Origin of the sequence: Kosakonia sp. CFBP8986 (assembly GCF_034044935.1) — a bacterium.
Taxonomy (GTDB): domain Bacteria; phylum Pseudomonadota; class Gammaproteobacteria; order Enterobacterales; family Enterobacteriaceae; genus Kosakonia; species Kosakonia cowanii.
Genome location: NZ_JAXCXB010000005.1, coordinates 400,917 through 419,459, shown reverse-complemented (window position 1 = coordinate 419,459; position 18,543 = coordinate 400,917). Strand labels below are relative to the sequence as shown.

Genomic DNA, 18,543 nt, shown 5'->3' with positions numbered 1-18,543 from the left:
CATTGAAATGAAGAAAAGTCTTAACTGCAGTTACCGGCTGGTGTGGAATGACGTTCAGCGGGCGTTCGTGGTGGTTTCAGAACTGACACGGGCAAAAGGCAAGCGCGCAGGCGGCGCGGTATTAATCTCAGCGGCGGTGGGCGGTCTGTTCGCCAGCAGCGGGGCAATGGCATTCACCCCGGATGTCACCGATTCGGTGCGGGATGAGGTGGTGCAGGAGGGCGTGCAGAATGTGCGCTCCGGTGGGTTAACCACTAACCATACTATCGGCAGTCGCGGTACCCAGATCGTGGCGGGCGGTCAGACCGTTGATACCCGCGTTCAGGATGGCGGCTCGCAGATTGTGCGCCAGAATGGCCAGACCAGCGGTACCGTGGTCACTAACGGCGTACAGATTGTTGAAGTGGACGGCACGGCAACGGGCTCGCAGCTTAACAGCGGCGGCACGCAGGCGGTCTCCGGTAAGGCGAGCGGTACCGTGGTCGGCGCAGGCGGCGTGCAAACCGTGCTGCAAAGCGGTCTGGCAAGCCAGACGGTAATTAACAACGGCGGCGTACAGGCCGTCAGCGGCAAATCAGTCGAAGGTGTGGTTAACGCGGGCGGCACGCAGCTTATCAACAACGGCGGTTTCTCCCAGGATGCGACGGTCAACAGCGGCGGTATCCAGCATGTTAACGTCGGGGGTTCCGCCGCCGATACCGCTATCTTTGGCGGCGGCAATCAAATTGTTGCCGGTACGGTATCCGGCGCCCACCTCAACGACGGCGGCGCGCAGCTGGTTCAGCAAACCGGTAAAGCCATCGGCACCATCGTCAATAATCGTGGTACTCAGACCGTCGACGGCACCGCGATCTCTGCGGTGGTTAACGGCGGCGGTACCCAACTGGTGCATAGCGGCGGGCTGGCGGCGGGCACCACCGTCAACAGCGGCGGCATCCAGCATATCAAACAGGGTGGCGCAGCCTCCGACGGCGTCGTGTTTGGCGGCGGCACCCAGGTTCTCTCGGGAACCGCATCCGGCACCAGCGTCAGCGACGGCGGTGCGCAGTTAGTCCAGGCAACCGGTAAATCTACCGGGACCATCATCAACAATCGCGGCACGCAGACCGTTGACGGCCAGGCGATCGACTCCGTGGTCAATGCGGGCGGTACGCAGCTGGTTAACCGCGGCGGTCTGGCGACCGGCGGCGTGGTGAACACCGGCGGTCTGCAGCATGTCAGCGTAGGCGGTGCGGCATCCGACGCCACGCTGCTCGGCGGTACCCAGCTGGTGGAGGGTATGACCTCCGGCACCGTCATCAATAACCGCGGTTTGCAGCAGATCCACGCAAGCGGCATGAGCAAAGACGCAGTGGTTAACGCGGGCGGTGAACAGGATGTCGACGGCGTTTCGCTCTCTGCAGAGGTGAACGACGGCGGTCTGCAGAAAGTGCGCAGCGGCGGTAACGCGACCAGCGCGGTGATCAACGCCGGTGGGATCCAGAGCGTGCTCACGGGCGGTTCAACCACCGCTACCACGCTGTTGGGTGGTATTCAGCAGTTAGCAGGCGTAGCGGCAGACACCATTATCGGTGCGGGGGGCGTACAACACGTGCAGGTGGGCGGCAGCGCGACGGGATCGCTTATCAATGAAGGCGGCCTGCAACGCGTGGACGGCACTGCTACCTCATCGGTGATCTATGACGGCGGCACCCAGCTGGTCAATAACGGTGGTCTGGCGAAGAGCGCAACCGTTAACAGCGGCGGTCTGCAGCATATTAATGAAGGCGGAGCGGCGTCCGACACCACGGTGTTTGGCGGCGGTAAGCAGGTTGTTGCCGGCACGGCGTCCGGTACCAGCATCAACAACGGCGGTCATCAGCTGGTGCAGGCCACCGGTAAAGCTACCGATACCATTATCAACAGCGGCGGCACCCAGGCGGTAGACGGTGCGGCGATTGCTGCCGTGGTCAACGACGGCGGGGTACAGCTGATCCACTCCGGTGCGCTGGCCAGCGGATCGCAGGTGAATGCTGGCGGTCTGCAACATATCAATGAAGGCGGTGCCGCGTCGGATGCGCTGCTGTTTGGCGGTACCCAGGTTGTTGAAGGTACGGCATCCAATACCCGCGTGGACGCAGGCGGTGTGCAGCAGGTTCACGCTACCGGCAAAACCACCGACAGCAAAATCTATGACGGCGGTTTCCAGGATGTTGACGGCACGGCAAACGGCACCACCGTCTACAGCGGCGGTAAACAGCTGATCCGCAGCGGCGGTCACGCGAACGATACCCGCGTTGATAAAGATGGCGTGCAGATTGTGCGTGCCAACGGTGCGGCTTCAAAAACCACCCTGCTGGGCGGAACGCAGCAAGTTGCCGGGCTGGCCGGTGATACGGTTATCGGCGACGGCGGCATTCAGCACGTGCAGGTGGGCGGCATCGCAACGGGATCGCTTATCAATAGTGGCGGTTTGCAGCGCGTTGACGGTTCGGCGACCTCAGCCGTGGTCAATAACGGCGGCGTGCAGCTGGTTAACAGCGGCGGGCTTGCCGCAGGCTCCATCGTTAACAGCGGTGGCCTGCAACACATTAATGTCGGCGGCGCGGCCTCTGACGGCACGATCTTCGGCGGCGGCAAACAGCTGGTGGCGGGTACGGCTTCCGGCACCAGCGTCAGCGATGGCGGCCAGCAGATCGTGCAGGCGAGCGGTAAAACCACCAATACCCAAATCAACACCGGCGGCGTGCAGAGCGTCGACGGCAATGCCACCTCATCAGTCGTGCGCAACGGCGGTACGCAGCTGGTGAACCGGGGCGGCCTGGCGGCAGGCACTACGGTGCACAGCGGCGGCCTGCAGCACATCAATGTTGGTGGCGCGGCCTCCGACGGCACGGTATTTGGCGGCGGCAAGCAGGTAGTTGCGGGCACGGCGTCCGGCACCAGCCTGAGTGATGGCGGTCAGCAGATCGTGCAGGCGAGCGGTAAAACCACCGATACTCATATCAACAGCGGCGGCGTGCAGAGCGTAGATGGCACCGCTATCTCCTCGGTCGTTAACGACGGCGGTCAGCAGCTTGTCAACAACGGCGGCCTTGCTGCCGGTTCAATCGTGAAAAATGGCGGGGTCCAGCATGTCTCAGCCGGTGGCGCAGCCTCCGATGGCACAGTGTTTGGCGGCGGTACGCAGCTGGTTCAGGGTACGGCTTCCGGCACCAGCATCAGCGACGGCGGCGTACAGCTGATTACGAAAGGCGGCCAGGCACGCGGCACGCTGGTGAACAGCGGTGGCGTCCAGCGCGTAGACGGTCAGTCGTTCGAGGCGGTGATCAATAACGGCGGCCAGCAGATCGTTGACCCCTACGGCTGGTCGCGCCAGAGCGTGATTAACGCGGGCGGCAAGCAGATCCTCAGCAATGCGGCGGTGGCGATCTCCACCGTACTCAACGGCGGTGAGCAGCACGTTAATAACGGCGCGAAATCCTTCGCCGCGCGCGTGCTGGGCGGAACGCAGAATATCGGTAGCGGCGGCCAGGCCTTCGAAGCGCGTATCGAGAAGGGCGGCGTGCAGAACGTTAACGATGGCGGTTATACCTACGGCGGTACTATCTCTGAGGGTGGCAGACAAAACGTTGCCGCTGGCGGCGTTACCGACTTCACCTTTGTTGATGGCGGCCTGCAGGTCGTTGACGGCACGTCGATTGTCAGCATTGTGAAAAACGGCGGGCGTCAGGTGGTCAACAAACATGCCAACGCCGAAGTCTCTATCGTCACTGATGGCGGTATCCAGGAGGTGTTCGGCACCACCACCGGTTCGGAAATCACCCGTGCAGAACAGCGTATCTACAGCGGCGGCTCAGCTATCTCTACCGTGCTGAACGACAATGCAGTACAGGGGATTTACGACGGCGCAGTGGTCACAGATACCCGCAACCGTCACGGCATCCAGAATATTTACAACGGTGGCCGTGCGGAAAACAACCTGATGGATAACTTTGCGGTGCAGAATATCGCCGCCGGGGGCACGGCGGTCAACACCTCGTTGGGCAACGACAGCCAGCAGAACGTGCGCGGGAGCGCGGTGGATACCGATCTCTCCTCGAACAGCGTGCAGAACGTCTATCGCGGCGGTACGGCAACACGCACCACGCTCTACGAGCGCGGCACGCAGAATATCTACAGCGGTGGTTCATCCGATTTTGCTGTTATCAACGTCGGCGGGATCCAGAACGTGCTGACCGGCGGCACCGCCAGCAACACCACCATCAACGGTGGCGGTACGCAGAACGTCAATAGCGGCGGGACGGTGATCTCCACCATCATCCGCGAGGGCGGGATCCAGAACGTTAATGACGGCGCAATCGTCATCGACAACAAGGTAGTTGGCGATCAGGTGGTTAACCAGGGCGGCACCGTTGCCTCCTCTACCGTCAGCGAAAACGGCGCCCAGAGCGTCACCTTTGGCGGCAAGGCTATCGCCACCACCGTCAGCAAAGGCGGTGCCCAGTTCGTTCGTGCCGGGGGCGTGGCGGATCTGACAGCGATTGAGCGTGGCGGCATGCTGGCGCTGGAAGATGGCGCAACGGTCACCAATATCAATCTCAACAGCGGCGCAGCGCTGATGGCGGGCACCGACACCACGCTTAACGGCACTAACGCCAACGGCAGCTTCTCCATTGCCAATAAGATCGCCGATAGCCTGCTGCTGGAAAGCGGCGGTCTGCTGGCGGTTGCCGCAGACGGCAGCGCCAACAACACCGTTGTTGGCGAGAACGGTACACTGAACGTTGCCGAGGGTGGCATGCTGACCGGGGTCACCAAAATCAATGATGGTGGTACGCTGGCCGGTAATGTGAACAACGACGGCGAACTGCGCATCACCACTGAGGACAGCGCCAGCACCGTTAACGCGGCGATCAACGGCAACGGTACGCTCTATAAAGAGGGTAACAACACCCTGACCCTGAGTGGTGCGCTTAACCAGGCGGGCGGCACCTACCTGCAGAGCGGTACCCTCGTGTTCAGCGGGCTGGATGCGGTGACCGACATCATCGCCCAGGCCGGGACCTCTTTGCAGTTGAGCAACGGCTCCACGCTGACCGGGATGATTGACCCGACCGACCTGACCGTCGATGCGGGTTCAAACTGGCTGATGACCGACAGCTCCCTGCTCGACAACCTGACGCTGGGCGGCACCATTGATTACCAGGCACCGACCGGGGCGTTTGTACCGAAAACCCTGACCGTCACTAACCTGGCGGGCAATGGCGGCACCATCACCCTTAACACCCTGTTTGATGGTAATACCGCAGTGAGTGACAGCCTGGTACTGGATGGCGGTACTGCCACCGGTAACACCAATATCGCCATTCGCAGCCAGGGCGGCCTCGGGGCACGTACCAGCGGTAACGGCATTCAGGTGGTGAACGCCATTAACGGCGCGACCACCACCGATGATGCTTTCCGTCTTGACGGCAGCCTGCAGGCGGGTGCGTATAACTACACCCTGCAACAGGGCAGCGCCGACGAGAGCTGGTATCTGACCACCGCTGAGGCAGGCGGTAACGCAGACGGCCCGCAGAACTACCGTTCAGCGATGTACCTCTACAGCTCCGTCTACGCCCAGGCGATGGACTATGACAGTGCGCTGCTCGGCTCGCTGGATGCCCGTCGCTATGCGGCGCGTACCCCGACCGAAGGCGGCAGCAATATGTGGGCCCGTTTCCAGGCCGGTCAGCTGAGCCACGATCACGGCGGCAGTGACCTGAGCAATGGCAACACGCCGGAAAGCAAAGGCGGCTACACCTTCCTGCAGATCGGTAGTGATTTGTGGCAGGGTTCCGGCTCTGGCATGGAGTGGACCGCGGGGATCTACGGTGCGGCAGGTCTCTCCGCTATCGACGTGCAGCGTAACAACAAGTCGAAAGCCGGTACGGTTCGCGATGATGCTTACAGCGGCGGTCTCTATCTTAATGGCGTGCATGAGAGCGGCTGGTGGATGGACGTAGTGGCACAGGGTACTCGCCACAACTTCGACACTAATCCGCGCGACGGCGACGGCCTGAAAACCCACGGCTGGGGCTACGTTGGCTCCTTCGAAACCGGTCTGCCGTTTGAGATTGGCAGCGGCCTGGTGCTGGAACCGCAGGTGCAGTACCAGTATCGCGGCGTGAACCTGAAAGATGGCAGTGATGATGTGGCTGACGTCCAGTTCGGTGATGGTCACAGCCAGCAGGTGCGTGCCGGTCTGCGTCTGGGCAACAACGCGACGCTGAAAGAGAGCGGTAAACCTGTACCGGTAAGCTGGTTTATCCGTCCGTCCTTTATCCAGACCTTCGACTCGAAGGGCACGCTGAATGTTAGCGCGCCGGGTGTGGCAGGCAGCGAAACGTCGTTCAATCCGGATCAGGATGGCACCGCAGCAGCGCTGGATGTCGGCATTGACGGCCAGATCCGCGACAACGTGACCCTCGGGGTGCGCGCGGGCTACACCCGCAGCATCGATGACGCGGGTACCGGCGGCTACGGCGGTCAAATCACGCTGAAAGTCGGCTTCTGATAAGCCTTGCAGTAATATGAAAAGCCGCGCCGCAAGGTGCGGTTTTTTTTATCTCTTATTTCTGTAGGGGAGGTTTTATCACGACCGGTAACGCGCAGAAGGCGTATGGATGATGCTGAAGCTGAGATGAAATAAAGGGGATAAAACAGAGAGTAACAACGAATGGTGCGTCCGAGTGGACTCGAACCACCGACCCCCACCATGTCAAGGTGGTGCTCTAACCAACTGAGCTACGGACGCACTGAAGAAGGATGGTGCGTTCAATTGGACTCGAACCAACGACCCCCACCATGTCAAGGTGGTGCTCTAACCAACTGAGCTATGAACGCAATGTTGTGGTTGACAACGGGGACGAATATTAGCGGCAGCCCGCAGATGTGGCAAGCGGAAAATGGCAGATTTCTTACTGAATTCACTCGATTGCGGAACAACTGAGCAAAACGCGCTGAAAGTAGCCGCCCGCAGGCGGCTACAGCGGTTTAGCGTGCCGCGCGCTGCAAAATACGGCTCGAAGGTTGACGCTGCAAATGGCGCATGCGCAGCATCATCATCACCGCCGCCGAGGTCAGCCCAATAATAAAGCCCATCCAGAAGCCTGCCGGCCCCATCGGGGCAACCACCAGATCCGTCAGCGCCAGAATGTAGCCGGTCGGCAGCCCCAGCACCCAGTAGGCGATAAAGGTAATAAAGAAGATTGAACGCGTATCTTTATACCCACGCAAGATGCCGCTACCGATTACCTGGATCGAATCAGAGATCTGATAGATAGCCGCCAGCATCATCAGATGCGACGCCAGCGCCACCACTTCCGGGTTGTCGTTATAGAGCAGGGCGATCTGCTCGCGCATCAGCACCGTAAACACCGCCGTAATGGCCGCCATACAGACACCGACCATCAACCCGGTGCGCGCCGAGGTTTTGGCATCAATCGTCGAGCCCTGACCGAGGCGGAAGCCAACGCGAATAGTGACCGCCGCTGCCAGCGACATCGGCAACACGAACATCAGCGAGCTGAAGTTAAGCGCAATCTGGTGCCCGGCAACATCGACAATGCCGAGAGGCGAGACCAGCAGCGCGACGACGGCAAACAGGGTCACTTCGAAAAAGAGTGCCAGAGCAATCGGTAAGCCGAGCTGGGTCAGCCGTTTCAGCACTGCCATATCGGGACGTGCGAAGCGGGCCTCGTGTTTGATGTCGCGCATGGCACCGGCGTGTTTCACGTAGAGGCGCATAAAGATGAACATCACCCAGTAGACCGACGCGGTCGCCACGCCGCAGCCGACGCCGCCCAGCTCCGGCATACCGAAACGGCCATAGATAAAGGCGTAGTTAACCGGAATATTGACCAGCAGGCCGATAAAGCCCATCACCATGCCGGGTTTGGTTCGCGCCAGCCCTTCGCACTGGTTGCGCAACACCTGGAAGAAGAGGTAACCCGGTGCGCCCCACATCAGCGCGCGTAAAAAGTGGACCGCTTTATCGGCCATCAGCGGGTCGATGTTATGCATGGCGCGAATAATATGACCGGCGTTCCACAGCACAATCATAATCAGCACCGATACGGCACCCGCCAGCCAGAACCCCTGGCTCACCTGATGCGCGATGCGATCGCGACGCCCGGAACCATTCAGTTGCGCAATCACCGGCGTCATTGCCAGCAGCAGGCCGTGACCAAATAGAATAGCGGGAAACCAGATAGAGGTACCGATAGCGACCGCAGCCATATCCGTGGCGCTATAGCCCCCGGCCATCACGGTATCGACGAAGCCCATCGCCGTCTGGGCAACCTGCGCAAAAATCACCGGCAGGGCAAGTGCCAGTAATTGACGCGCCTCTGTTACATACTTCTGCACGCGAACACCTATATATTGTTGTTATAAGAGAGAATGGAAATACTTAAGAGAAAGGAGTTATATCCTTGTGCGACAAAAAATGCCGCACTGCGATAGGTGCGACATCTGCTCAAATAGTACCTGTTAACGCCTCTTTTTGCCACGTTATCCATAAATCAAAATTATCTTTCGCCGCAAAGCGGGCTTCAGGCTGGCAAGGGAATTTTTCACCTGTTATTGTGCGTGAAGCACACGGTAATGCCGTAAGAATGAAACAGGAGTGATGATTATGTTTACGGGTATTGTACAGGGCACGGCAAAAGTGGTGTCGATTGACGAAAAACCGAATTTTCGCACCCACGTTGTTGAGCTGCCTGAAACGATGCTGGACGGAATTGAAACCGGGGCGTCCATTGCGCATAACGGCTGCTGTCTGACCGTCACCGAGATTAACGGTAGCCATATCAGCTTCGATTTAATGAAAGAGACGCTGCGTATTACCAACCTTGGCGAACTCGAAGTCGGGGATATCGTTAACGTTGAGCGCGCGGCGAAATTCAGCGATGAGATTGGCGGGCATTTAATGTCGGGCCATATTATGTCGACCGCTGAAATCGTCAAAATCCTCGCCTCGGAAAATAACCGCCAGATCTGGTTTAAAGTGCAGGATCCGACGCTGATGAAATACATCCTTTATAAAGGATTTATCGGCATTGACGGTATCAGCCTGACGGTCGGCGAAGTCACCGCCACGCGTTTTTGCGTGCACCTGATCCCGGAAACGCTGCAGCGCACCACGCTGAGTGCCAAAAAGCTGGGCCAGCGCGTCAATATTGAGATCGATCCGCAAACCCAGGCCGTTGTCGACACCGTCGAGCGCGTACTGGCGGCAAAAGAGGCCGCTGTTGTGGTGAATGTCGTCGAGTAACCAGGCGCCACAAACAGCAAAAAGCCGCAGCGTAAACGTTGCGGCTTTTTTGTTGGTTAAACGCAGCAGCGCTAACGCGCGACGCGCAGACCTTTCTCTACGCCGCGGCTAAACACCACCTGCCAGAGCTGAATATCGCGGGCGCGAAAGGCCCCGGCGCAGGCGTTCAGATAGTAACTGAACATGCGTTTAAAGCGCTCGGAGTAGTTGTCGGCGATCTCCGGCCACGCGGCGAGAAAGCGCCCATACCAGGCCATTAGCGTGCGGTCATAATCGGCGCCGAAGTTGTGCCAGTCCTCCATCACAAAGTGCGGCTCACTGGCGGTAGCGATGTGGCGCACCGAGGGCAGGCAGCCGTTCGGGAAGATATAGCGGTTAATCCACGGATCAACATTGTTATCGGTCTGTCTGGAGCCGATGGTGTGGAGTAAAAAGAGGCCGTCCGGCTTCAGGTTTTTGTCGACCACATCAAAGTAGGTGGCGTAGTTTTTCGGCCCGACGTGTTCAAACATGCCGACGGAGACGATGCGGTCAAACTGATCGCGCAGATCGCGATAATCCTGCAACAGAATCTCCACATCCAGCCCGGCGCAGCGCTGTTGCGCCATCTTCTGCTGCTCTGCGGAGATGGTGACGCCGACCACGCGAACGCCATAGTGCTGTGCCATAAACTGCGCCAGCCCGCCCCAGCCGCAGCCGATATCCAGCACGCGCATGCCGGGGGTTAACTGCAGTTTTTCGCAGATAAGCCTCAATTTTGCCTGCTGCGCCTCGGCAAGGGTGGTCGCGTCTTTCCAGTAGCCACAGGAGTACTGCATCGCGGGGTCGAGCATGCGGGTAAAGAGATCGTTGCCGAGATCGTAGTGCTCTTTGCCGACAATCCATGCCCGCTTTTTGCTTTGCAGGTTGAAGAGCCGGGCCGCGGCAATGCGCAGGGTATCTTTGAGATGGTGCGGAAGCTGTTTTTCGAGGCCCGCGCGCAGTACCTGGGTGAAGAATATGTCGAGCCGCTCGCACTCCCACCAGCCGTCCATATAACTTTCGCCGAGTCCGAGCGATCCGTCCTGTAAAACGCGTTTGAAAAAATCAGGATTTTTCACCTGAATATCTGCGGGTGCGGGACCGTTGATACGAATACCTGCGCGACCCAGCAGTTCGTTTGCTATGCGGAACCAGTTGTCATCCCGCACGCTCACTTCTTCTATACACGATGAACTCATACCTTCTCCATCACGAATAGTGATCAGAACTCTACAAGCGTAGACGCTGGCAGAATTTGTGAGAAATCTCACGGTTTGCACCGTAAGGCTGATATCAGACGTAGAACAGAGGAAGGGAGAGACCCTTGCCAGAAAAGGCCCTCCTTGGGGAAACGAGTACGCTCCGGTGCCCGTTACTGCATAATATTTATCGTATTTATGAGATAGCCGAGAATCAGTATAGGCCTCAATATCAGGTGATTCAACTTGTCGCTAATAGCATGCTAATTACGCCATCAGCGACAGTCCCGTCAGCAACTACCCGCGCGCGGAGGAGGGCGCACGCACCTCATCCTGCTCTTCGTCTGCGCGATGCTGAATGCCATAACCGAGTGCCGCGAGCAGCACCATGGCAAGCATCACGCTGGTGGTGGTCAGCAGCGGGGTAATGATCAGCCACGAAACAACGAGGCTTGCGAAGAAGCAGAGCCCCAGTTGCAGGGTATTCTGCAACGCCGCCGCGCGGCCCGTCGCCTGCGGGAAGGGACGCAGCGCCCGCGCCACCACGATAGGGTAGATCGCGCCATTTGCCATCGCCATCAGGCAGAAGGGGATCAGCAGCGCAGTCAGCGAGACGCCGGGAATAAAGCCAACTGCCCAGGTCGCCAGCACGCTCAGAGCAAAGCCGCTCAGTAACCACGGCAACATGCGCGACCCCTGCCATTTCTGCAGCGCTGCGCGGCAGCCGTAACCACCAATCAGGAAAGCGAAGGTCTGTGGCACATAGCTCAGGCCAATTACCGACGGGCCATAGCCCATCTCATGCAGGATAAACGGCGAGCCGGTAAGCCAGGCAAAGAAGCTGGCGGAGCAGGCGGCGTAGATCATCACATTGCCGCGATAATCGCGGGCGCGCAGCAGATCGAGAAAGGTGAGTGCCTGCTGGTCATGCGCCACCTCTTTTACCGGCGATTTGAGGCGGAAAACCGGGATCATCAACACCACGGTGATGGCCAGCAGGGTGGCGAAAATCGCCTGCCATTCAATATGGGCCAGCAGCCAGGCGCCGAGCAGCGGGGCCAGCGCCGGAGTTAAGCCGACCAGCGGCATAATGGTGGCGAAAATACGGTTAACGCGGTGCGCCGGGTAGTGATCTGTCACCAGCGCCTGCCAGCTAACGGTGGCGGCACAGACGCCGACGGCCTGCACAAAACGCAGCACCAGCAGCCAGGTGGCATCGCGCACCCAGAGGGTGCCAAGGCAGCCCAGGGCGAAAATAGAGAGACCAATCAGCAGAATCGGTTTGCGACCATAACGATCCGACAGCGGTCCCCACAGCAGCTGCGCCACCGCGAACCCGGCCAGGAAAAGGCTCAGCGAGGCGCTGATCACGGCGGGAGAGGTGTTTAAATCTTGCTGAATCGCGCTGAAAGCGGGCAGGTACATGTCGGTGGCTAAAAAGCCCAGCACGCTTAAGCCCGCGAGCCAGACTAAAAATCCTTTGCCAGGTTGCATTCTCATTTCTCTTTAATTGCAGGTAATCAGGGTGGGGAAGTGTAAGGAGTGCTTTCCTGGTTGTGAAACGCTAATATTTGCACATTGGTTTCAAAAATTTTGCAGGCAGAATATGTGGTCAGAATACTCCCTTGAAGTGGTGGATGCCGTAGCGCGGAATGGCAGCTTTAGCGGTGCGGCGCAGGAGTTGCACCGCGTGCCTTCTGCGGTGAGCTACACCGTACGTCAGCTGGAGGAGTGGCTGGCGGTGCCGCTGTTCGTGCGCCGCCATCGCGATGTGGAATTAACCCCCGCCGGCGTCTGGTTTTTAAAAGAGGGGCGGTCTGTTATCAAAAAAATGCTGATCACCCGCCAGCAGTGTCAGCAGATCGCCAACGGCTGGCGCGGCCAGTTGCCGATTGCCGTCGATAACATTGTAAAACCCGCCCGCACGCGGCAGATGATTGTCGATTTCTACCGTCACTTCAGCGATGTCGAACTGGTGGTCTACCAGGAGGTGTTCAACGGCGTCTGGGATGCGCTCGCCGATGGCCGTGTTGAACTGGCGATCGGTGCCACGCAGGCCATTCCCGTCGGGGGGCGCTATGCCTTTCGCGATATGGGCACTTTAAGCTGGAAGTGTGTCGTCTCACGTCAACATCCGCTGGCACAGCTCAACGGTCCGTTAAGCGATGAGACGTTGCGCAACTGGCCATCGTTGATTCAGGAGGATACCTCCCGCTCGTTGCCGAAGCGCATTACCTGGCTGCTGGATAACCAGAAACGGGTGATGGTGCCTGACTGGGCCTCGTCGGAAGCGTGCCTGTCGGCGGGGCTCTGTGTGGGGATGGTGCCAGCCCATTTTGCCCGACCGTGGCTGGATAGCGGTGACTGGGTGGCGCTTGAACTGGAAAACCCGTTCCCGGATGCCGCCTGCTGCCTGACATGGCAACAAAACGAGGCGTCGCCTGCGCTGAACTGGCTGCTCGATTATCTGGGCGACAGTGAAACGTTGAATAAGGAGTGGCTGCGGGAGCCGGAGTAAGGCTCCCGCGGGAGGGGATTAACGGCGGTAATCGCGGAAGGGGCCATCGGCCACCGAGCGGCGCTCAACCAGGCGCGGATGCACTTCAATCGACTGCGACTGTTCACGCTTATTCACAATGCGATCGAGCAGCATGGTGAATGCCGTTTCGCCCAGCGAGTCCTTCGGCTGATGGATCGTCGTCAACGCCGGGGTAAAGAAGCGCGAGTTGCGCACGTTGTCATAGCCGATAACGGAGATATCCTGCGGCACGCGCAGACCCATCTCATCGGCAGCGCAGAGGGCGCCCATCGCCATAATGTCGCCGCCGCAGAAGACTGCGGTGGGGCGCGAGGACTGGCCGAGGATCTGCTGCATGGCGCGGTAGCCGGACTCCGGCTCAAAGTCGCCCTGCACAATCCAGTTTTCCGGCACGTTGATCATCGCTTCATTCATCGCCTTCATAAAGCCAGCCAGACGGCCTGCGCCGGTGTTGCGCTCCAGCGGACCCGGGATCACGCCGATGTCGCGATGGCCGCGCTCGATCAGGTAACGACCAGCCATATAGCCGCCCTGGAAGGCATTATCGATCACCGAATCGGTGAAGTCCGCCTTCGATTCGCCCCAGTCCATCACCACCATCGGAATATGGCGATACTCTTCTAGCATGGTGAGCACGGTTTCCGGGTACTCAGAGCACATCACCAGCAGGCCATCGACACGCTTTTGCGCCATCATCGACAGATAGGCGCGCTGCTTCTCCTGGCTGTTCCAGGCGTTGCCGAGGATCAGGGTGTAACCCTTCTGGAAACACTTCTTCTCAACCGCTTCGATGATCTCGGCGAAGTAGGCCGCTTCACTGCTGGTCGCCAGCAGACCAATCGATTTGGTGTGATTCACTTTCAGGCTGCGCGCAACGGCGCTTGGCGAATAGTGCAGCTCTTTGATCGCCGCCCAGACAGCGTTGCGCGTCTCTTCGGCGACGAAACGGGTTTTGTTAATTACATGTGATACGGTTGTAGTGGAAACGTTTGCTCGTTTCGCGACATCTTTAATCGTTGCCATCAGATATTACTCCAGACCATATCGTAAGCTCCTGATAATTCGGTAGGTAAACGTTTGCCTTTAAACACCCTGAACTCATCAAAGTGAGTGCGGTACGCCGGGAAAACGACACTGGACGTCAGGAGGGGAGTCAATGGCCGGTACGCTAATAAATTTAGCGTCGAATTTTGTCTGATCTTGAGCAAAAGGGGAAGTATTAAAACCGTTCTGCTGGCAAATCACGCAAGATTTTTCCCATATTTTGTGCAAAAATGCGCAGGCTCACTTTTTGTGGGGAAATTAAATGGAGAAAAATTGATGAGCACCGATCTTAAGTATTCACTCTTCACTACCGTCATCGTTCTGAGCCTGATCGTTTTCGGCGCGCTGACCGCTGCACTGCATTGATCTGATGCGAGGGAGAGCCCTCTCCCTCGGTTCTTGCGTCCCCATTGTTACCCGTTGCGCAATAAACTTTTCTCCGTACGCTCACTTCTGTTTTTTGTGACACCTGTCATACTTTTGCCTTTCGCGACCCGGTAGAGGGTCGGCATGTCCATTTCGGAGTCAAAAGATGAAAATAAATTTCCCCCTGCTTGCCCTGGCGATAGGCGCCTTTGGGATTGGTACTACCGAGTTCTCCCCGATGGGTTTACTGCCGGTGATTGCGCAGGGTGTTGGGGTCTCGATTCCGGCGGCGGGGATGCTGATCAGCGCCTATGCCATCGGCGTGATGGTGGGCGCGCCGCTGATGACGCTGCTGCTTTCCCATCGCGGCCGTCGTAACGCGCTGATTTTCTTAATGGCGATCTTCACCGTCGGCAATGTGCTCTCTGCTATTGCGCCGGATTACGCTACCCTGATGATCGCCCGTATCATCACCAGCCTTAACCACGGCGCCTTCTTCGGCCTTGGCTCAGTAGTCGCGGCAAGCGTTGTTGCGAAAGAGAAGCAGGCCAGCGCGGTGGCGACGATGTTTATGGGGCTGACTATCGCCAATATCGGCGGTGTGCCTGCCGCCACCTGGCTTGGGGAGACGATCGGCTGGCGCATGTCGTTTATGGCAACCGCCGGGCTTGGGGTGGTCTCCATGGTCTCGCTCTTCTTCTCATTACCGAAAGGCGGCGCGGGCGCGCGACCCAACGTGCGCAACGAGCTCGCGGTACTGATGCGCCCGCAGGTGCTGACGGCGCTGCTGACTACCGTGCTCGGTGCCGGCGCAATGTTTACCCTCTATACCTACATCTCGCCGGTGTTGCGCACACTGACTGACGCCACGCCGGTGTTTGTCACCGCCATGCTGGTGCTGATTGGCGTGGGTTTCTCGATTGGCAATTATCTGGGTGGGAAACTGGCGGACCGCTCGGTGACCGGCACCCTGAAAGGCTTTTTACTGCTGCTGATTGTTATCATGCTGGCGATCCCGCTGCTGGCGCGCAGTGAGATCGGTGCGGCGATCGCGATGGTGGTGTGGGGCGCGGCAACCTTCGCGGTTGTGCCGCCGTTGCAGATGCGCGTGATGCGTGTTGCCCATGAAGCACCAGGGCTGTCGTCATCGGTCAATATTGGCGCATTCAACCTGGGTAATGCCCTTGGCGCGGCGGCAGGTGGTGCGGTGATCTCCGGCGGTCTCGGCTACAGTTTTGTTCCGGTGATGGGGGCGATTATTGCCGGGCTGGGGCTGCTGCTGGTGCTCTTCTCCGGGCGTAATTCAGCGTCGCGCGTCTGTGCGGCGGCGGAGTAAGGCGAAGTAACACCTGCCGCGCGAGCGGCAGGTGGGAGGGGGTTAGCGAATGGTTTTCGGTGTTACTACGCGGCGTGCACCAACATAGTGGCGCTGCCAGTAATCTTCGCTTAATGAAGTGACCTGAATATCCTGGCCGCTGCGCGGTGACTGGATAAATTTGCCGTTGCCGACATAGACGCCAACGTGATCCGCTGTGCCGCGACCCTGGGTGCGGAAGAAGACCAGATCGCCGCTCTCCAGTTCGCGCAGGTTAACCGGCGAGGCATCACGCAGGTGATACATCTCATTGGCGGTACGCGGAATACGGAATTTCACCAGATCTTTATAGGCGTAATAGACCAGCCCGCTGCAATCAAAACCGGTTTTCGGCGAGGTACCGCCCCAGTGGTAAGGTTTGCCGAGCTGGTTCATCAGCTTCGACATCGCGGTTTTTTGCACTTTTTGCACGCGCAGTTTATGCACGTCAGCCAGCGTGCCGGCCTGGCTGCTTTTCACTTTAATACAGTGCGGCTTGTGGCCTTTGCGCGGCGTACACTTCTCAGTCCAGCTAACGGTTGTAGTTTTTAGTGAGCTGGTTGCTTTACGACGCGAGGGAGTTTTAGCGGTTTTCTGCGGGGTAGCGCTGTTTTTCTTTTTTATCGTTTTGGTCGATGTTTTGTTTTTTGCGGTTTTTTTACTGCTGACTTTTTCTGCTGGAGTGCCACTGCTTTTCTTTGCTGTTTTTGTAGAACTGTTTTTTTTCTTACGTTCGGATGCTTTCGCCAGATGTGTTTTTTGCACGGCCGAGGCTGGCGCTTGTTCAGAAGCGCTCGCTAATGGCGTGAAAGACAATGTGGTGAACAACAAAGCACAGAGCGTGATTGAAGCTTTTGGTATCCGCGCCACTGAGCATTCCCCTGTTAGGGCAGGCATCTTATTATGCTTGCGTATGATTTAAAAAACTCGTCGATTCTAATCTATAAAAAGCCCAAACGTTAATACTGTTTTTGCATCTATAACGTCGTTTCGTTAACAAGCGCGCAAAAACGAGCAAAACGTTTCGCTAAAAGCGGTTTTTCCACCGCCTGAGCCGCGCCGGGTTGGCTTAAGTCACGCTTACCTTATCGTGCCTGTAACAGCGTAAATTCGCGCGGTGAATAAAATGTTATTTTCCGAAGCAAGCCTGACCCGCTACAATGTTCGATCTCTGCCGTAGAAGAAGTTGAAGGAAGCAAAGACAATGAGTGAGACTCTTGAGAAAATTCAGCGCCAGATCGCTGAGAACCCGATTCTGCTGTACATGAAAGGCTCGCCGAAACTGCCAAGCTGCGGTTTCTCCGCCCAGGCCGTTCAGGCGCTCTCTGCATGCGGCGAGCGTTTTGCCTATGTGGATATCCTGCAAAACCCGGATATCCGTGCCGAACTGCCAAAATATGCAAACTGGCCAACCTTCCCGCAGCTGTGGGTTGAGGGTGAGCTGGTTGGCGGCTGCGATATCATTATCGAGATGTATCAGCGCGGTGAATTGCAGCCGCTGATCAAAGAGGCCGCAGCGAAATATAAAGGCGTACCGGACGCCGAATAACCCGGCGTTATCGGCTCTGCCTTGAAAGGGCTCATGTTTCGACATGAGCCCTTTTTTATTGCCTGTCACCTGCTCACAGCACGTTGACTTAACCTAAATTATTGGTTATTACTGTGCAAATTTTATTCTTAACTCTTTGTTAATTATCCTATTTTAAGAATTTTGATAAACCCAGGCATGCTTTTTCTGATGACCAGCTGTGAACAGGATTGCCTTAATTCAGGATGAATGATGAAAACAATAGACAAGATGATTGCGTTGATGACGCTTCTCTTTGCTTTTTCAGCCACGGCGCAACAGCCGCTGGCAAGCAAGGAGGATGTGATGACCCGTATCTCACTGGGCACCCTAAGCGGAACGGCGAAGGAGCGGGTCTACGATACCGATGAGGGTGGACGCAAACTCAGCGAGCTTGACTGGCGCTATCGTCACGCTGTTGTGGTGCAGGGCTCTATCGAGTGGCCGGTGCGGTCCTGGCTCACTTTCGGTGCGTCCGGCTGGACAACTGTCGCGCACAGTGGCAGCAAGATGGATGATTACGACTGGCAGCAGGCATCGCAATCCCGATGGACCGACCACAGCTCTCACCCTAATACGTGGCTCAATTTCGCTAACCAGTGGGATCTCCATCTGACCGGCTGGTTCGTCCACCAGCCTGACTGGCGGCTTGGCGTGATGGGCGGCTATAGGCAAAGCCGTACCAGCTTCTCTGCGCACGGCGGCACCTTCAGCCGTGATAATGGCGCAAAGGTTGGCCGTTTCGATGATGTGAAAGTTCTCGGATATTCACAGCGCTTCAACATGCCCTATGTTGGCCTTACCGGTCGTTATCGCTATGGCAATGTTGAAGCTGGAACCAGCCTGAAATATAGCCGCTGGATAAGTGCGCAGGCGACAGACCAGCACTACTTACGCAGCATCACTTTCAGCGATACTACCCGGCACCAGCGGAGCTTTTCCCTTTCGGCTAACGTCGGCTATTACGTCACGCAGCAGGTAAAGCTCTATCTGGAAAGCACCTGGGACCGCACGTTAAATAAAAAAGGGACCAATACCGCCACTTTCTCCAGAGAGGGGACCTATGCGCGTGCCTCTTTCAAGGATAGCGCCGGGATAGAACACTCCTCGCTGCTCACCACCGCCGGGCTGGTCTACCACTTTTAATAAAAAACC

Annotated in this window: 11 protein-coding genes, 2 tRNA genes and 1 pseudogene; 7 read left to right on the top strand and 7 right to left on the bottom strand. The window is 57.8% G+C overall.

Annotation, left to right across the window (positions count from 1 at the left end; genetic code table 11):
* The first annotated feature begins 7 nt into the window (after positions 1-7).
* Positions 8-6,538, top strand: a complete 6,531-nt coding sequence (locus SOM48_RS14225; RefSeq protein WP_320512192.1) for an AIDA repeat-containing protein — start codon at positions 8-10, stop codon at positions 6,536-6,538.
* A 163-nt stretch (positions 6,539-6,701) separates the two neighbouring features.
* Here the strand turns inward: SOM48_RS14225 and SOM48_RS14220 are convergent.
* From SOM48_RS14220 to mdtK, 3 genes are all read right to left on the bottom strand, one after another.
* Positions 6,702-6,778: transfer RNA gene (locus SOM48_RS14220), tRNA-Val, on the bottom strand.
* Between the two features lie 12 nt (positions 6,779-6,790).
* A tRNA-Val gene (locus tag SOM48_RS14215) sits at positions 6,791-6,867 on the bottom strand.
* A gap of 150 nt (positions 6,868-7,017) precedes the next feature.
* Positions 7,018-8,391, bottom strand: coding sequence for an MdtK family multidrug efflux MATE transporter (gene mdtK, locus SOM48_RS14210; RefSeq protein WP_023481339.1), 1,374 nt, complete (start codon positions 8,389-8,391; stop codon positions 7,018-7,020).
* 268 nt (positions 8,392-8,659) lie between these two features.
* Here mdtK and SOM48_RS14205 point away from each other — a divergent pair, with 268 nt between their 5' ends.
* Positions 8,660-9,298 (top strand): riboflavin synthase, encoded by a 639-nt coding sequence (locus tag SOM48_RS14205; RefSeq protein WP_023481404.1) that lies wholly within the window; start codon positions 8,660-8,662, stop codon positions 9,296-9,298.
* 71 nt (positions 9,299-9,369) lie between these two features.
* On the opposite strand, the gene cfa is transcribed toward SOM48_RS14205, so the two are convergent.
* Both cfa and punC read right to left on the bottom strand, forming a co-directional pair.
* Positions 9,370-10,518 (bottom strand): cyclopropane fatty acyl phospholipid synthase, encoded by a 1,149-nt coding sequence (cfa, locus tag SOM48_RS14200; RefSeq protein WP_320512191.1) that lies wholly within the window; start codon positions 10,516-10,518, stop codon positions 9,370-9,372.
* 297 nt (positions 10,519-10,815) lie between these two features.
* Positions 10,816-12,012 carry a purine nucleoside transporter PunC gene (gene punC / locus SOM48_RS14195; RefSeq protein WP_313277693.1) on the bottom strand — a complete coding sequence of 399 codons (1,197 nt, stop codon included), beginning with the start codon at positions 12,010-12,012 and terminating at the stop codon, positions 10,816-10,818.
* Between the two features lie 112 nt (positions 12,013-12,124).
* Between punC and punR the strand changes: the two are divergent.
* A pseudogene (gene punR / locus SOM48_RS14190) lies at positions 12,125-13,058 on the top strand (DNA-binding transcriptional activator PunR).
* Here punR and purR read toward each other — a convergent pair.
* A complete protein-coding gene (purR, locus tag SOM48_RS14185) occupies positions 13,055-14,080 on the bottom strand; it encodes an HTH-type transcriptional repressor PurR (RefSeq protein WP_023481848.1) in 1,026 nt (341 codons plus the stop codon). The pseudogene punR and the gene purR overlap by 4 nt on opposite strands.
* Positions 14,081-14,377: 297 nt before the next feature.
* Here purR and cydH point away from each other — a divergent pair, with 297 nt between their 5' ends.
* A complete protein-coding gene (cydH, locus tag SOM48_RS14180) occupies positions 14,378-14,467 on the top strand; it encodes a cytochrome bd-I oxidase subunit CydH (protein WP_094192965.1) in 90 nt (29 codons plus the stop codon).
* Positions 14,468-14,633: 166 nt separating this feature from the next.
* Complete coding sequence (locus SOM48_RS14175; protein ID WP_312201710.1) at positions 14,634-15,803, top strand: MFS transporter; 1,170 nt, start codon at positions 14,634-14,636, stop codon at positions 15,801-15,803.
* A 42-nt stretch (positions 15,804-15,845) separates the two neighbouring features.
* On the opposite strand, the gene SOM48_RS14170 is transcribed toward SOM48_RS14175, so the two are convergent.
* The gene (locus SOM48_RS14170; protein ID WP_320512190.1) at positions 15,846-16,691 is read right to left on the bottom strand and encodes a C40 family peptidase; all 846 of its coding nucleotides are present in this window, start codon (positions 16,689-16,691) and stop codon (positions 15,846-15,848) included.
* A 334-nt stretch (positions 16,692-17,025) separates the two neighbouring features.
* On the opposite strand from SOM48_RS14170, the gene SOM48_RS14165 reads away from it, so the two are divergent.
* Both SOM48_RS14165 and SOM48_RS14160 read left to right on the top strand, forming a co-directional pair.
* Entirely contained in the window at positions 17,026-17,370 is a 345-nt protein-coding gene (locus SOM48_RS14165; RefSeq protein ID WP_023481856.1) for a Grx4 family monothiol glutaredoxin, read from the top strand.
* A 228-nt stretch (positions 17,371-17,598) separates the two neighbouring features.
* The gene (locus SOM48_RS14160) at positions 17,599-18,534 is read left to right on the top strand and encodes an omptin family outer membrane protease (RefSeq protein WP_320512189.1); all 936 of its coding nucleotides are present in this window, start codon (positions 17,599-17,601) and stop codon (positions 18,532-18,534) included.
* Positions 18,535-18,543: the final 9 nt, after the last annotated feature.

Excerpts from the sequence above, each read along its gene's own strand:
- SOM48_RS14225 (WP_320512192.1), top strand. The coding sequence starts at position 8 with ATGAAGAAAAGTCTTAACTGCAGTTACCGGCTGGTGTGGAATGACGTT.
- SOM48_RS14205 (WP_023481404.1), top strand. The coding sequence starts at position 8,660 with ATGTTTACGGGTATTGTACAGGGCACGGCAAAAGTGGTGTCGATTGAC.
- cfa (WP_320512191.1), bottom strand. The coding sequence starts at position 10,518 with ATGAGTTCATCGTGTATAGAAGAAGTGAGCGTGCGGGATGACAACTGG.
- punC (WP_313277693.1), bottom strand. The coding sequence starts at position 12,012 with ATGCAACCTGGCAAAGGATTTTTAGTCTGGCTCGCGGGCTTAAGCGTG.
- purR (WP_023481848.1), bottom strand. The coding sequence starts at position 14,080 with ATGGCAACGATTAAAGATGTCGCGAAACGAGCAAACGTTTCCACTACA.
- cydH (WP_094192965.1), top strand. The coding sequence starts at position 14,378 with ATGAGCACCGATCTTAAGTATTCACTCTTCACTACCGTCATCGTTCTG.
- SOM48_RS14175 (WP_312201710.1), top strand. The coding sequence starts at position 14,634 with ATGAAAATAAATTTCCCCCTGCTTGCCCTGGCGATAGGCGCCTTTGGG.
- SOM48_RS14165 (WP_023481856.1), top strand. The coding sequence starts at position 17,026 with ATGAGTGAGACTCTTGAGAAAATTCAGCGCCAGATCGCTGAGAACCCG.
- SOM48_RS14160 (WP_320512189.1), top strand. The coding sequence starts at position 17,599 with ATGATGAAAACAATAGACAAGATGATTGCGTTGATGACGCTTCTCTTT.